Source organism: Dialister sp. CAG:357, from assembly GCF_000435155.1.
GTDB lineage: Bacteria > Bacillota > Negativicutes > Veillonellales > Dialisteraceae > Dialister > Dialister hominis.
In genome coordinates, this window is sequence record NZ_FR896483.1 from 11,168 (window position 1) to 26,413 (window position 15,246).

General features: G+C 50.6%; 11 protein-coding genes. 1 reads left to right on the top strand and 10 read right to left on the bottom strand.

Annotated elements, in window-relative coordinates:
- Window positions 1-1,338 (bottom strand): BadF/BadG/BcrA/BcrD ATPase family protein (locus M3200_RS09240; protein ID WP_288178272.1); only part of this gene is annotated, 1,338 nt, incomplete at its 3' end.
- A 387-nt stretch (window positions 1,339-1,725) separates the two neighbouring features.
- Window positions 1,726-2,910, bottom strand: coding sequence for a multidrug effflux MFS transporter (locus M3200_RS09245; protein ID WP_288178277.1), 1,185 nt, complete (start codon window positions 2,908-2,910; stop codon window positions 1,726-1,728).
- 167 nt (window positions 2,911-3,077) lie between these two features.
- On the opposite strand from M3200_RS09245, the gene M3200_RS09250 reads away from it, so the two are divergent.
- On the top strand, window positions 3,078-3,221 hold the full coding sequence (locus M3200_RS09250; RefSeq protein WP_288178273.1) for a hypothetical protein: 144 nt from the start codon (window positions 3,078-3,080) through the stop codon (window positions 3,219-3,221).
- A gap of 693 nt (window positions 3,222-3,914) precedes the next feature.
- On the opposite strand, the gene M3200_RS09255 is transcribed toward M3200_RS09250, so the two are convergent.
- The 8 genes from M3200_RS09255 to M3200_RS09290 form a co-directional block, all read right to left on the bottom strand.
- Window positions 3,915-4,376 (bottom strand): hypothetical protein, encoded by a 462-nt coding sequence (locus M3200_RS09255; protein WP_022383240.1) that lies wholly within the window; start codon window positions 4,374-4,376, stop codon window positions 3,915-3,917.
- Between the two features lie 67 nt (window positions 4,377-4,443).
- Window positions 4,444-4,905, bottom strand: coding sequence for a Fur family transcriptional regulator (locus tag M3200_RS09260; RefSeq protein ID WP_022383241.1), 462 nt, complete (start codon window positions 4,903-4,905; stop codon window positions 4,444-4,446).
- A 277-nt stretch (window positions 4,906-5,182) separates the two neighbouring features.
- Window positions 5,183-6,235 (bottom strand): tetratricopeptide repeat protein, encoded by a 1,053-nt coding sequence (locus M3200_RS09265; protein ID WP_022383242.1) that lies wholly within the window; start codon window positions 6,233-6,235, stop codon window positions 5,183-5,185.
- A gap of 203 nt (window positions 6,236-6,438) precedes the next feature.
- Window positions 6,439-7,305 (bottom strand): thiamine pyrophosphate-dependent enzyme, encoded by an 867-nt coding sequence (locus tag M3200_RS09270; protein WP_022383243.1) that lies wholly within the window; start codon window positions 7,303-7,305, stop codon window positions 6,439-6,441.
- 1 nt (window position 7,306) lies between these two features.
- Window positions 7,307-9,055, bottom strand: a complete 1,749-nt coding sequence (locus M3200_RS09275; RefSeq protein ID WP_022383244.1) for a 2-oxoacid:acceptor oxidoreductase subunit alpha — start codon at window positions 9,053-9,055, stop codon at window positions 7,307-7,309.
- 773 nt (window positions 9,056-9,828) lie between these two features.
- Entirely contained in the window at window positions 9,829-11,316 is a 1,488-nt protein-coding gene (locus tag M3200_RS09280) for an aldehyde dehydrogenase family protein (RefSeq protein WP_022383245.1), read from the bottom strand.
- Window positions 11,317-11,672: 356 nt separating this feature from the next.
- On the bottom strand, window positions 11,673-12,908 hold the full coding sequence (locus M3200_RS09285; RefSeq protein ID WP_022383246.1) for an S-layer homology domain-containing protein: 1,236 nt from the start codon (window positions 12,906-12,908) through the stop codon (window positions 11,673-11,675).
- Between the two features lie 688 nt (window positions 12,909-13,596).
- A partial coding sequence (locus M3200_RS09290; protein ID WP_288178274.1) for an SbcC/MukB-like Walker B domain-containing protein occupies window positions 13,597-15,246 on the bottom strand: 1,650 nt, incomplete at its 5' end.

Genomic DNA, 15,246 nt, shown 5'->3' on the forward strand with positions numbered 1-15,246 from the left:
AGAGCATGCTTCATTCAGAAGAATGTCGTCGACAGCGCCGTCCTTGATGCGGCAGCACTTCATATCCTGGCCGCCGATATCCAGAATCGTGGAAACATCCGGCAGGAAGTGCTTGGCGCCTCTGTAGTGCGCCATCGTTTCGACTTCGCCTACATCCGCTTCGAGCGCTCTCTTGATCAGCTCTTCGCCGTAGCCGGTGACACCCGCGCCGCAGATGACGGCTTCCTTCGGGAGCTTGTCATAGAGGTCCGTCAGGATCTTCCTGGCACCGTTCAGCGGAGTACCCTTATTTCCTGCATAGTATTCATAAAGGATATTGCCTTCCCTGTCAAGAAGGACAGCCTTGATCGTTGTGGAACCAGCGTCGATGCCGAGCCATACCGGGCCTTTTGCCTTGGAAATATCGGCTCTTGGCGCATGGAAACGAGCATGGCGTTCCTTGAATTCCTTGTAATCTTCTTCCGTTGCAAAAAGCGGCGGGAGCGTCTTGGCATTGCCCAGATCGGATTCCTCCGAGTTCTCCACCTTCGTCAGCCAGCTGTCAAGATCGAGCGGCTTGTCGTGGCAGGCAGAAACAGCAGCGCCGATAGCGACATACAGTTCGCCGTGTTCCGGAACGATCATATCCTCGTCCTTGATATCCAGAGTCTTCTGGAAACGTTCGCGAAGGATCGGCTGGAACGTCAAAGGACCACCAAGGAATGCTACCTTGCCGTGGATCGGGCGTCCGCATGTCAGGCCGGAAATCGTCTGATTGACGACGGACTGGAAAACGGACAGTGCAATGTCTTCATGAGAGACGCCTTCATTCAAGAGCGCCTGGATATCTGTCTTGGCGAAAACGCCGCAGCGGGAAGCGATCGGGTAGATTTCCTTCGCCTTCTCGGCCATCTTTCCAAGGCCTGCTGCATCGACAGAAAGAAGAGATGCCATACGGTCGATGAATGCGCCCGTGCCGCCTGCGCATGCGCCATTCATACGCTGATCGACACCATTTCTCAGGTACGTGATCTTCTCATCTTCGCCGCCCAGCTCGATGATGACATCCGTATCCGGATTGAACGTGCGGATTGCCTTCGTTTCCGCCAGGATTTCCTGACAGAAAGGCAGTCCCATCATCTTTGCAAGTCCCATGCCGCCGCTTCCGGAAATGGACGCGGTGATACGGTAACCCGAATAATCCTTCTGAAGTTCCTTCAAAAGGGAAATCGTCGCGCTTCTGATATTGGACATATGACGCTGGTACCGTCCGAAAAGCAGTTTCAGGTATGGCGACAGGGCCACGACTTTGACCGTGGTCGAACCTACGTCGATACCGACATGGATAACAGGTTTCATGGAATAACCTCCTGGACTCTTCCGGAGTCTTTTTGCCCCGCTCCCAACTGCGGGTGGTGAAAAAGAATTCCCTATACGAAATAATGATTAATGTTTATAATCATACGATTGATTTGTTCGATTATATTTTAACACTTTTTGCACATAAGAACAACGGAAGAAAATCATACACGTGTTTATAATTCATACGTTTTTACCGATAAATTCGGATAAAATGATAGATAACTTATAGAATACTATGAAAAGAGAAAAAAAGATACAGGACTGAAAAAATATTTTTATCAGCCTGTATCTTTTTTAAATGAAAATTTTAGATGCGTTTAATTTTAAATTTTTCTTTCCGTTTTTGATTTTCCATCAAAATGCATGAAATTACAGAAAATATTCCTACTTCATTTCTTTTGCATGAGCCGGGGCAATCCTTGTGTAGAACATGATGACAGCCAGCACATAGCAGACGACCATGATGATTCCCATCGGAAGTGCCGTCTGGTCCCCTGCAATGCCGACGACCGGCATCATGACGCCGCCAAGAATCATGGAGAAGAAACCGATCAGAGCCGAGCCGCTCCCTGCATTTTCACCGCAGCGCGAAAGTGCCAGCGATACGGAAGCCGCGCCCATGACAGAAAGCGGGACGATTGTCACGAAAAGGACGGGAATCATGTACCAGATCGGCGCCTTCACAATGATGCCTGCCAAAAGGAAGAAGGAAGCGATGAGAGGAATCAGAATGGAATACTTCAGCATGACCACCTCGCGCACCGTCCCTGCCAGTCTTGCCGGCAGCGCACCGACCAGCATGAGTCCCACGCCGATGCCGCCGAAAATATAGCTGTACTGCTGCGGGGTGACATGGTAGATGTTCTGGAAAAGGAAGGAAGAACCTGAGATATAGGAGAAGAAAGCGCCGAATACAAAGCACTGTACCAGGCAGTGGCCAAAGAAATAACGATTCTTCACCAATGTGCCGAACGCCCTGAACCCGTCAGAGAAACGGCGCACGCGGTCCGTCTTCTTCAGCGTTTCCTTGTACGCCATCGTCGCCATGATCTGGATGATACCGACAGCCGTCAGCACAAAGAAAATGCCGTGCCAGGACGTGAAGAGAAGAATCTGCCCGCCAAGAACAGGCGCCGCGATCGGAGCAAGACCATTTACCATCATGAAGATCGCCATGAAGCGCATGAGCTCCGGCCCTTCGCACACGTCCCTTGCAATGGCACGGGAGATGACGATGCCGAACGCCCCTGAAAGTCCCATGATGAAACGGAAAACAAGGAATACATAAATATTCGTGCAGACAGCGCAGACAGCCGATGCAATCGTGAAACCGCCCATCCCGATAAAAAGAGGCACCTTGCGCCCCATGCGGTCACTCACCGGCCCGCCAAAAATCTGCCCCAGGGCCATGCCGATCATCGTCATCGTCAAAGTCATCTGCATCATCGATGTGGAAATGGAAAAATAAGAGGACAACTCCGGAAGCAACGGCAGGTACATATCCGTAGACAGCGGCGCCATTGCAGACATCACTCCCAGAAAAATCGTCAGAAACGTCAAAGAATGCATCAAACTCCCCTTCCTGCTGCCAAAGAAAAAACTCCGTATAGTATACGGAGTTCGCCTGAGACCCGGGCCAAGCCCTGCCTCGCTCTGCCAAGCAGCATGCAATTATCAGTTAGTATTGTTATCTATTTTAAAAAATATTTTAGAAATTGGCAAGAGGAAGTTTGTAGATGAGAGAGAAAAAAGATAGAAATGGGGGAATTAAAACCATACAAATAGGAAAAGGTGAAACAATTGAAAGATTAAAACCGGAGGACGAGGGAAAAGAGAAAAGATTAAAACCATACAACCAGCCTGACGGCTGTCGGAAATGATGTTTTCGTCGCCTTCGGCGCCACCTTCCTCTACGAGGCAAGGTCAAACACCCTTAAACCAAGGCTTTGCCTTGAGGAAAAGGAAAACCACAAAACCTCGCTTCGCTCGTGGAACCTTTTTAGATTAGAAAGTTCAATAAATAATCAACCCTATCCGCCCGGCATCAGAAACCAGGCCGGGCACCTTCCCCGTCTGGGAAGGTCAACACCATTTCCTTGCTTCGCAAATAGAAAACAGGCAAACCAAGCTGCGCTTGAGGAAAATAATTAAAACCATACGACCTCGCTCCGCTCGCGGAACCTTTTTATAAAAACCAATGAATACTACACTTCTTTCTGCCGCATTCGCGGCAGCCTTCCCCGACGGGCAGGTCAAAACCTTCCGTGCCGGCATGTACTGATATTATCAACGGTGATTTAAATGCGTTTACCATAAATGAAAACCGTAAGGCACTCATTCGATACTATCATCAGCAACGAAGCGGAGGACTTCAACCTCCCCGTCGGGAGAGGATCCGGCTTATCTTTTAACTGTTGCCGGAGAAAGGGGTGTAGTTCCTTCGAGCGAAGCGAGGTTGTTTGGTGTTTTTATATAAGCGCCTTATTCTTTCCCGCTGCAGCATCGCTACTTATGGACAATTATCAAATTTTCCCAACAAAAAAGACTCCCGAAGGAGTCTCTTTTGGGTTTTATTAGAAGGAGTAGTTGAGTTCTACGCCCCATGCGTCGTCCGGATCTTCGACAGAAGAGCCGTCGATTCCATCTGCTTTGCCTGCAAAGTTGTAGTAAGCGTCGAGTTCTACGTTCTTCTGAAGAGCTACGCCTGCACGTGCTACCCAGAACTTCACGTCTGCGCCGTTAAGCCGGCCGTAGTCGAGCTGGTCGGTCAGGTCGAGAGCGGAGTTGCCGAGCGCGTAAGAAGCGTAATCAGCATCTACATAGTGTACGCCGAGTGTCCAGGTGCCTGGTTTTTCTACGTCAACCGCGCCATAGGTAAGGCCTGCGGTCCAAAGAGCTGCATGGCCGATGTCATGATTGAAGCGGGACTGTACATAGTCGCCGTCGAGTGCGAGGTTGCCGCCGAGGTCGATGCTGGTGCCTGCACCCCAAACGCTGACTTTAGCATTAAATGCGTATCTTATTTTACGCCGCATTATCACTATCTTCCTATTCCCGCATTTTCGCAACAAAAAAAGACCGGATTTCTCCGGTCTCTGTTTGTTAAGCGTTTGCGCTTCTGAGTTTTTCTTTGAATGCTCTGTCTTTTCCTGTAGCACGGCAGTCGCGGCAGTAGCCGTAGATTTCTACTCTTGGTTCTGCTGCTTCGAAGCCATATTCTTCGTCGAGGACTTCTGCGTAGTCGGACTGCAGTCCTACGTCTACCGGGAAAATCCTGTGACAGGAGAGGCAGACCGCATGATGGGAAGGAGTTCCGTGCGCGTATTCGTAGCGGATCAGGCCATCAGCCAGCATGGTGGAACGAAGCAGTAAGCCGTTTTCAGCAAGAGCTTCACAGTTTCTGTACACGGTGGACAGGGACAGACGCATGTCCTTTCCACGAACGGCTTCATATACTTCTCCTGCTGTCAAAGGCAGGCTCTTTTCCAGCACTTTCAGAATCATTACGCGTGCTTTCGTCCTTTTTAAATGCTTTTTCACTAAAATTTCTTCAAAGCTTCCCATAGCGGCTCCTTGTTTCTTGTTAATCAGGGTTTCTCAAAAATTCAGCAAACTATCTGTATGTTTTGAATTTTAAATTATATAGTATGCTATACATCTCATATTATAAGGTCTTTTTCCGTTTTTTCAAGTTTTTTCTTGTGCTTTTACATGCACTCAATGAAATTTGTTAGAAAAAAACCGCGCTGGGAACGCGGATTTCTTCTTTACGGAATACCTTGAAATGAAAAAAGAGGATGCAGAAGGATTTTCCCTCCGCATCCTCTGTCTTCCGTTCTGCTTACTGCAGTTCGTACTGATAGTCTTCGCGGAGGACGCGGATAGCGCCTTCGTCGCCTTTCATGGCAGCTTTGATGAGCCAGGCCATGGCCTCTTTCTCATTTTTTTCGCAGCCTTCACCGGCGGAGAGTGCATAGCCGTAGTGGGCCATTCCGAAGGCATCGCCTTCTTCAGCGGCTTTCTTGTACCAGGAAACAGCTTTTGCAATGTCTGATTTTACGCCAATGCCGGCTTCAAGGCAAAGCCCCATTGCGGAATACGCAGCAATGATTCCGTTTTTTGCTGCTTTCTCATAGCATGCATACGCTTCTTCCTGATGCTTGCCTGTTCTGGTATAGGCATCGCCCAGGCGGTAGTAGACGTCCTTGTCGCCGAGTTCTTCGGCTTCCTTTGCCATGGCTTTCGCCTTTTCCTCATCGACTACGCCGGCCTGTCCGGTGACGTATTCAGCGCAAGATACGGCGAGGAATACGCGAAGTGTGGCATCGCCGTCAGGGTCGCCCATTTCGCGGCCCTTCCTGATCCACATTTCCGCAGCAGCCAGGTCCTTGCGGACACTGGTTCCCTGCGCATAGAAGAGACCGGTCATCAGCATAGCGGCGGTGTCGCCCCTTTCGGCTGCCAGGAGGTAGTACTGGAATGCCTTTTCAGGACTGACACGGCCAAGCATGCCTTCGTCGTAGAGTTTTCCCAGAAGGGATGCAGCTTCGGCGCTTCCGTCGTCGCTTGCGCGTTCAAGGGAGCGTCTTGCCTTTCTCGGGTTCGGCTTTCCGCCATTGATGCCCTTCATGTACATTCTGCCCAGAAGAAGGTTGGCACGGGAAATATCGTAACTGGACGCGATCTTCCAGCAATTTTCCGCTTTCACTTCGTCCTTGGAGACGCCTTCTCCCTTTTCCAGCTTTTCACCGATCTGGCAGATTTCCTCGGCCGCTTCTCTGGCTCCGAGATTGGCGGCTTTCCTAAAGTAGGTGACAGCATCATCGATACTGCCGGTATGGAGGCAGTCCTGCCCCATCGAGTAGTAATATTCCATCATTCTATCTGATGCCATTTGTTCCGCTCCTTTTCTTCTTGAAAGTATCGCTCCCGCCTTTTCCGGATTGACCGCTCCTGCCAGAAAAAATGCATTGGCAAGGCGGCTGAGGGGTTCCCCCAGCCGCCGAATCGCCAGTGATTCTTATACCGTGATGAAATTGGCTTTGCAGAAAAAGTCAAAAGCAAATCGCTTGCAGCCTGCTCATGCAGGTCTTTTTATTATCTGAATTCCTTGCAGAGGTCTTCGAAGAGTTCTGCAGATGGTTTTTCTACGTGGTCGATCAGGCGTACGTCCTTGGACGGTACGATGTCGCCGAAAGCAACGGAGTCCTTTTCTTCGTAGATGACGCCGGTCACGAGGCTGTTCGTTTCGCCGAGCAGTCTGTATGCAGCTGCTTTGCTGGACGGATCATGATCCGGTGCTACGTCTTCCATCTTGACCAGGTGTTCATTGTACCACTGAACGGTGTTCAGGTGGTTGAATGTAACGCATGGTGTGAAGATGTTGACATAGGAGAAACCTTTATGGTCGACAGCTCTTTCGATGACGTTGATCATGGTCTTGCTGTCGATAGCATAAGCCTGTGCTACGAAGGTAGCGCCGGCAGCCAGTGCCATAGCCGGAGCATCGAGCGGAGTCAGCGGGTTGCCGTCCGGGGTTGTCTTGGTGACGAAGCCCTTATCGGAAGCCGGAGACGTCTGGCCCTTTGTCAGGCCGTATACCTGGTTATCGAATACGAGGTATGTGATGTCCATATTTCTCTTGATCGCATGCATAGCATGGCCCAGGCCGATGGCGTAGGAGTCGCCGTCGCCGGAGCAGACGATCATGTGCTGATCCTTGTTAGCACATTTGATGCCCTGTGCGAAAGGAAGAGCTCTGCCATGCGTCGTGTGGGCGCCATAGCAGTACTGATAGCCGCCGATACGGGAGGAGCAGCCGATGCCGGAAATCAGTGTGATATCCTCATTGGCCCAGCCCTTCTTGGCGCATACAGCGGAGATGGCGTTCTGAATGCCATAGTCGCCGCAGCCGGGGCACCAGTTCGGTACGATTGTATTTTTATAATCTCTCGGTGAAGCCATATCAGTATACCTCCTCAGCTTTCTTTACAATCGTGGATGCCAGGAACGGAGTTCCGTCATACTGCAGGAGAGACAGGAGCTTGTCGTGGCAGGCGAAATTGATGGCGAAAAGTTCATGCAGCTGTGCGGTGAGGTCTTCTTCTACGATGAGGACCTTCTTTGCGCCATTGATGTAAGGAGCGAGCGCTTCGGTCGGGAATGGAGAGAGAAGTCTGAGCTGGAGGTGGTTGACCTTCTTGCCCTGAGCTTCCAGTTCTTCACGAGCTTCTTCGATTGCGCCGTTTGTGGAGGTGACGCCGATCAGGAGCAGATCGCAGTCGGTATCTTCATGAGCCACGGTGAATGGCTGGATAGCTTTAGCCACACCAGCGAATTTCCTGTGACGTTTGTTCATTTCCATGACGCGGTCAGCCTGACCTTCAGCCGGTTTGCCGAATACATTGTGTTCGAGGCCGGTGGAGAGGAACATGCCGTTCTTTACGCCAGGAATCGTTCTCGGGGAAATGCCGTCTTCGACATCTTCGAAACGATGGAAGTATGCTTTCTTTGCCGTATCAAGTTCCGGCAGACCTTCGGTAACGAGCTTGCCGCGTTTGATAGCGATGCGGTTCGGATCGAAAGCCGGTACGGACTGTTTGCACATACCAAACTGCAGATCGGAAAGGAGAATGACCGGAGTCTGGAATTCTTCAGCCAGGTTGAAAGCTTCCTGGGTAATGTAGTAGCAGTCTTCGATAGAAGATGCAGCGAGGACGATCTTTTCAGCATCGCCATGGCCGGAAGCAATCGCATAGCGGATATCGCTCTGTTCTACCTTCGTAGGCATGCCCGTGGACGGGCCTGCACGCATAACGTCAATGATGACGACCGGGATTTCTGCGATGGTTGCCATGGAAATGGATTCAGCCATGAGGGAAAGCCCTGGGCCGGAAGTAGCGGTGAAAGCACGAACGCCGGCATAACCTGCGCCCATAGCCATCATGCAGGAGGACAATTCGTCTTCCGTCTGTACGACCGTACCGTTGATCTTGTGTACGACTTTGATCATGTATTCCATGATTTCAGAAGCCGGGGTAATCGGGTAAGATGCCATGAAGCGGGCACCTGCGGAAATAGCACCGAGGGCTGCTGCTTCATTGCCAAGCAGGTACAGCTGATCTTTCTTCGGAGGAGTTGCCAGAGCACCCAGAGATACGCCCTGCAGCTTCTCGATAGCTACATCATAGCCGTCCTTGAAAATCTGTTTGTTCTTGGAAACGATTTCTTCGCCCTTCTTGCCGAAGCGTTCAGCGATGAAACCATAGAACGGGTCTTCCGGGAATCCCAGAACGCCTGCGCTCATGCCCAGTGCAGCGATGTTCTTCATCTGCATGCTGCCGTACTTTCTTGCCAGCTCCGTGATTGGAAGCGCCAGGAAAATACATCCGGAATGTGCGTCAAATTTCGGGTGGAATGCGTCATCAGCGATGATAACGCCGCCCTTCGGAACTTCATGACCGTGAAGGTCGATAGTCTCCTGGTCCAGGGCTACCAGGCAGTCTACATGCTCACCGATCGTAGCGACTTCTTTCGTTGCGATACGCAGGGCAATCGTTGTATGACCGCCCTTAATGCGGGATGCGAAGAGACGCTGGCTGAAAAGGGAATACCCTTCCTGTGCCAGTACGCGTCCGAGAATTTCGCCGCAGGATTCTACGCCCTGACCCTGCTGTCCGCCCATTTTCCAAATAAAATCACGTTTCGTTTCCACTCCATCTGCCTCCTTGCTGATGAATGTAAAGGAAATAAATATAATATGGGTTCTTTTATATGCGGATTTCCTTATTACGCGAGACATCTATCCATCTGATGTCCTTTCTATTATACCATATATGACATTTTTTCAACCTGAATGGGAATGGTTTTATACAATTTATAGTGCCGCAAAATTGGTTCTGCTACCCGGGGAGGGAGACAAGCAAACCAAGCTGCGCTTGTTGGAACACCATAAGACTTTGGAAATGGGAAAAACATGATAAAACCATAAAACCTCGCTGCGCTCGTGGAGATGAACCTCCTCAGGCGCATGCGCGCCAGCTCCCCCTACGGGGCGAGCTCTGACACCCTTAAACCGAACTTCGTTCGTGGAAAACACCATAAAACCAGCCTGCGGCTGTAAGAACTTCATCTCATTCGTCGTCTTCGGCGCCACCTTCTCCTTTCGGAGCAAGGTTAACACCCTTAAACCTCACTTCGTTCGAAAAAACACCATACATCCTCGCTTCGCTCGAAGGAAATGCACTCCTTTCTGTCACTCCGTGACATCCTTCCTCTCCGAGGCAGGTCTCAAGAGGAATAAAGAAAAGATTTTTAATCTGATTTGTTTGAAACCTTTCTTAATCCTATCCCTACCATACGCCCTTCCCTTCCAGGGCAAGGTCAAGGGCCTATCTTGGCCTTTAGCTCTGCTAAACTCACGCAAAAAAGAAGGACCTTCGGTTGGGAAGATCCTTCTTTTTTATTTGATCCGCTGATGTTCAGGGATTATTTAATGTCGTACATACCGCTGACGCCTTCTCTGAGGTTGATCAGGATATTCTTTGTCTGGCTGTAGTGTTCGAGCATAACCTTGTGGGTTTCTCTGCCGATGCCGGACTGTTTGTAGCCGCCGAATGGTGCGCCTGCCGGGAGATCGTTGTAGGTGTTGACCCACATACGTCCGGTGCGTACAGCACGTGCTACTTTCAGAGCGGTGTCGATGTTCTTGCTGAACACTGCGCCGCCGAGGCCGTATACGCTGTCGTTTGCCAGAGCAATGACTTCGTCAGCTGTCTTGAATTTCTGTACAACGACAACTGGTCCAAAGATTTCTTCCTGGCATACGCGGCAGTCATTGTTTCCTGCGATCAGGATAGTCGGTTTCATGAAGAAGCCTTTGTCGCAGCCGTTTTCGGTGTAGCGTTCGCCGCCGGTTACGAGGGTTGCGCCTTCTTCGAGGCCGATCTTGATGTAACTGAGGACTTTATCCTGCTGTGCTTTGTAGATCTGAGCGCCCAGCTGGGTGGTCGGATCGGTCGGGTCGCCTACTTTGACGCCTTCGAAGGTTGCTTTCAGATGTTTGATGAATTCATCGAAAATGCCTTCCTGAACGAAGAGGCGGGAGCCTGCGCAGCATACCTGGCCCTGGTTGAAGAGGATGCCTTTGCATGCGCCGTCGACAGCCTGCTTCAGGTCAGCGTCGTCGAATACGATGTTTGCGGATTTGCCGCCGAGTTCCAGGGTGACTGGAATCAGCTTGTCGCATGCAGCCTGGTATACGCCGCGGCCGACTTCAGTGGAGCCGGTGAATGCGAGTTTGTCGATATCCGGATGATCGAGCAGCCACTGGCCGGATTTGGAACCCTTGCCGGTGACAACGTTCAGAACGCCCTTCGGGAGGACACTCTGGATCAGACGGACGAGTTCCATCAGGGACAGGGATGTATGGGAGGACGGTTTAATAACGATGGTGTTGCCTGCTGCCAGTGCAGGAGCGAGTTTCCAGCAAGCCATGGTGAACGGGAAGTTCCACGGAATGACCTGACCAACAACGCCGACTGGTTCATGGAGAATCAGGGACAGAGTGTTGTTGTCGAGCATGGTGGCAGAACCTTCCCAAGCTCTCAGGCATCCTGCGAAGTAACGGAAATGATCGGAACCCAGCGGAATATCTGCTGCTGTGGTTTCACGGATCGGCTTGCCGTTGTCCAGTGTTTCCACCAGTGCGAGATGATCGAGGTTTGCGTCGATGATATCAGCGATCTTCAGAAGAATGTTCTGTCTTTCGATTGGAGAAGTCTTGGACCATTCCGGAAGAGCTGCTCTTGCTGCCTTGACAGCTGCGTCTACGTCTTCCTTGGTTGCTTCTGCGAAATATGCGAGATGTTCCCCGTTAGCCGGGTTGTGTGCGTCAAATGCAGCTCCATCAGATGCGGGAACGAATTCACCGTTGATGAAAAGACCATACTGCTGCTGAATGCCTGCTTTTGCCATAAAATTACCTTCCTTTCGGTAAAATGCAGGATATTCCTGCCTTTCCTATAAGTGCTCCGCCGGTCATTTTACGATTGGACGGTGAACCGGAGAAGGAAATTTCTTCAGCCTTTCTATACGCGGAAATAAAACCTTTCATACTGTTCGATGGTCACTTTCCGTTTTTCTACGGCTGTATTCATAGTATATCACCGGAAATAGAAATATTCAATACAATCGATATTTATTTCGATACATCTTTTAGGAGTTTTTGTCAAAAAATGATGACATTTATTTATGAATAGACAAATAAGTGTCTATCCCAATAAAAAAAGAAGCCCCGAAGAGCTTCTTTTTCGTTTTTCTTATACCCTTGATTAGAAGGAGTAGTTGAGGGATACGGATGCGAGATCGTCGTAATCGGTATCTGTATCGGTCTTAACGTCGAATGCGTATTCGCCATGGAGACGGATGTTCTTAGCGAGTACGACATCGCCGGTTGCGAGCCAGTACTTAGCAACCTTAGCACCGTCATTGACGAGGGATGCCGGGGAAACGTTGTAGGTGGTTCCATCAAGGAAGGAGCCCTTTTCAGCGCGGACATACTGTCCAGCCAGCTGGAAGGTGCCTGGTTTCTTCAGATCAACGGAGCCATAGCCAAGGCCTGCGGTCCAGGTTTCCGGATCTCCATCATACTTGGTGTTCTGGTAGAAATCACCGAATACGCGGAAATCATCAACAACATTCAGTGTCAGACCAGCGCCCCAGATACGAGCATCTGCGTCATCATGGCCATCGATGTATTCAGCATCGTAAGCTACTTTGCCAGCTGCGCCGTACAGACGAGCGAAGCCTGCTTCTCTGTTGTTGATTCCATCGCTTTCAGTTGCTGTTCCGAGAACACCGACATTGAAGCGGCCATAGCCGAGGTCGAGAGCGAGTTTTTCGCCGCCGATGGTAGCGATAGCGCCTTTAAATTCATCATCATACTGTAAACCGGTCTGGCCGAGGAAGAGGTCGATCTTGCCGATGTTTACAGAAGCTTTGTCGCCGAAATCATGGTGAACAATCAGCTGATCAAGGTAAGCCGGATCTTCATTGGTGCTCTTGAAGTTCATGTCGTAGCGGAGACGTCCGAGAACGTAGGTGCTGTCATTGACCTGGCCCTTGATGTTGACCTGCATACGGCCATCCCACTTATCAGCAGCTTTGCCATTGTCGCCATAGCTCTGGTTGTAACGCATACGGCCGTTGCCGGAGAAAGAAAGGTTTCCGACTTTCTTTTCGAGGTTAGCAACGCGAACGCCCAGGTTTGCGAGTTCGTCAGCATATTCGCCAGCGAGTTTGTCCAGGGTTGCTCTCTGTTCAGCGTTCAGCTGATCTTCCTTAGCGAGCATGCGGGCAATGATCTGAGCCATTTCATAACGGGTGATGTTTCTTTCGCCCTTGAAGGTGCCATCCGGATAACCTTCAACGACGCCCTGTTCGGACAGGTCTTCAACTGCCTGATAAGCCCAGTCGTTCGGGGTTACATCAGAGAATGGATTTGCAGCGTATGCGGATACGCCAGCTGTGAGTGCTGCTACTGCAGCAATTGCGAGAACCTTTTTCATGTTTCATCGCTCCTTTAATAGAAAATATAGAGAATTATGCGTGCCTCTATTTTTCCTCGGAGGAGCTCCGACTAGGACCTTGCGCGAGTGACCGTGTTTCCTCTGCTGTCTTTCATCTTTGCTTTTCCAAGGGACATGACCTTGAGGCTTCCTTCATGTCTGTGGTTAGCTTAACACGGACGCAAAGTTAAATCAAGTTTAAACTATTGATAAACCTTTATGATATGCATGAGACTTTTGATTATTTGTAAAACATTCGACAGAATCAGTTTTATACTGAGTTATCACAATCATTCCCATTAACTCCCGCATGACCGACTATAAGTCATTTCAGACATTTTTATATTTTTGACTATCAGTCATATATGAGCGGCGCGCCGGCCTTGAGAGAATATAGATAAGTTTTATGAACTCATGGGTGTCGATATCGAAATAAAAGAAGGACTGTCAAAATGTGCAGGCATTTCGACAGTCCTTAGTGAGAGTTATTTGATTGAGAGAATTAGAACCATACAACCTCGCTGCGCTCGAAGGAAATGAACCTCCTCAGTCGGCTCCGCCGCCAGCTCCCCCTACGGGGCGAGCTCTGACCCCCTTAAACCGAACTTCGTTCGAGAAAAGGAAAAAGCAACATTTTAGCGGATTTCTACAGCTCCTTTTGCCTATATATTCCTTTATCCTTATTTCCTCAGTCGATGATCTCGAATTCTGCTTTGCTGCCTTTTTCGGCGGGTGTGACGCGCAGTCGTGCGTCTATGCGTTCTTCGAGTTCTGGGACGTGGGAGATGATGCCTACCATGCGGCCTGTGTTCTGGAGGTCGATGAGTGTATTCATGGCGCTGTTCAGGGAGTCGGGGTCGAGGGTACCGAAGCCTTCGTCGATGAACATGGTATCAAGACGGACGCCGCCCTGTCTTGACTGGACGACGTCAGCAAGGCCAAGGGCCAGGGAGAGGGATGCCAGGAAGGTTTCACCGCCGGAAAGTGTATTGGCCGGTCTTGACCGTCCGGTGAAGCTGTCGGAGACTTCCAAGGAGAGTCCGCCCTTCCCCAGTCCGCTTTCGTCTGTCATGCGGTGGAGGGAGTATCTTCTCCTGCTCATGGAGAGAAGACGGAGGTTCGCAGCATTGGCTACGTCGTCAAGGAGTGTGCCAAGGACGTATCTTTCCAGGGTGATCCTTGTCTTCTTTCCGCTTGTGAGGTCATAAAGGCCTCTTATAAGGCCTTCCTCCTTGCGGAGGTCTTCCAGTTCCTTCTCGATGGCTCTGGCGTCTGAAACGGCCTTTTGGAGCGTTTCTGTGCGTTCCTTGAGAGCGGCTGCCCTTTCGGAGGCTTTTTTGAGCTGATCCTGCAGTGCTTTGGATTTTTCATTCAGCGCCAGCATGTCAGGACGCTCCTTCCCTGCCGTCTCCTGCTCTTCTGCTTTGATCCGTTCTTCTGTGCTCTTTCTGTCTGCGCGGTACTGTTCCAGTGTCTTACGGACGCTTTCTTCCGTGTCCTTCTTCTTGTACCATTCCTTGCATTCGTCGAGACTCTGGAAGCCGGCCTTATCGGAAGCTTCCTTCAGGACGGATTCTGTTTCCCTGTATTTCTTCACGAGCTCTTCTCTGCGCTCTTCGGCATTCCTGCATGCGGCCTGGCTGGCAGAGAGGTCGGCTCCTGCTTTCCTCAGCTGGGCGGCCGCCGTTTCCTTGTCCTGTTCCCACTTCCTGATATCCGTCAGAAGGCGCGTGCTTTCTGCTTCCAGATATTTGGGATCCCTGTATGCTTCAGGAATTTCCTCAAGCGTCTTCATCTGTGCATCGGCCTTCGCGTGATCGCTCATGGCTTTCGCATAGGCGCCTGTGCTGTGCTTTTCCTTGGTATCATTGGCTCTGTCATAAGCGGCTGATGTTCTTTCATATTCCTTCTGCGCACGTTCGACATCTTCTGCCTTTGCTACATGGTCTCCGCCGCGGGCCGGGGCCGGATGATGGATGGCACCGCAGACGGGGCATGGCACGCCGTCTTCGAGTCCTTCCGCCAGAAGGAATGCCTGTCCGTCGATATAGGATTTCCTGACAGCATCTGCCTTTTCCTTCTGCTCATCCCTTGCCTTTCTCGCCGCTTCGGCGGCAGCCTGGAGGCGCTTTGTTTCCTCTTCTGCTCTGGATAATGCGTTTTTCGCGTTTTTGAGCGCCTGGACGGCTGCCCCGTACAACTTTGCCTTGGGCACCAGGTCCTGCATTTTAAGGGCCGTTTTACGCTCTTCTTCGCGCTTTTCTTTCATGGCATCGAGTTCTTGGATGCGTTTTTCAAGCGTTTCATTCAGCTTGGAATACGTTTCCATATCCGCTCT

Coding starts and splice junctions, on each gene's coding strand:
- M3200_RS09255 (WP_022383240.1), bottom strand. CDS start 4,376: ATGCGGCGTAAAATAAGATACGCATTTAATGCTAAAGTCAGCGTTTGG.
- M3200_RS09250 (WP_288178273.1), top strand. CDS start 3,078: ATGAGAGAGAAAAAAGATAGAAATGGGGGAATTAAAACCATACAAATA.
- M3200_RS09265 (WP_022383242.1), bottom strand. CDS start 6,235: ATGGCATCAGATAGAATGATGGAATATTACTACTCGATGGGGCAGGAC.
- M3200_RS09245 (WP_288178277.1), bottom strand. CDS start 2,910: ATGCATTCTTTGACGTTTCTGACGATTTTTCTGGGAGTGATGTCTGCA.
- M3200_RS09280 (WP_022383245.1), bottom strand. CDS start 11,316: ATGGCAAAAGCAGGCATTCAGCAGCAGTATGGTCTTTTCATCAACGGT.
- M3200_RS09285 (WP_022383246.1), bottom strand. CDS start 12,908: ATGAAAAAGGTTCTCGCAATTGCTGCAGTAGCAGCACTCACAGCTGGC.
- M3200_RS09270 (WP_022383243.1), bottom strand. CDS start 7,305: ATGGCTTCACCGAGAGATTATAAAAATACAATCGTACCGAACTGGTGC.
- M3200_RS09260 (WP_022383241.1), bottom strand. CDS start 4,905: ATGGGAAGCTTTGAAGAAATTTTAGTGAAAAAGCATTTAAAAAGGACG.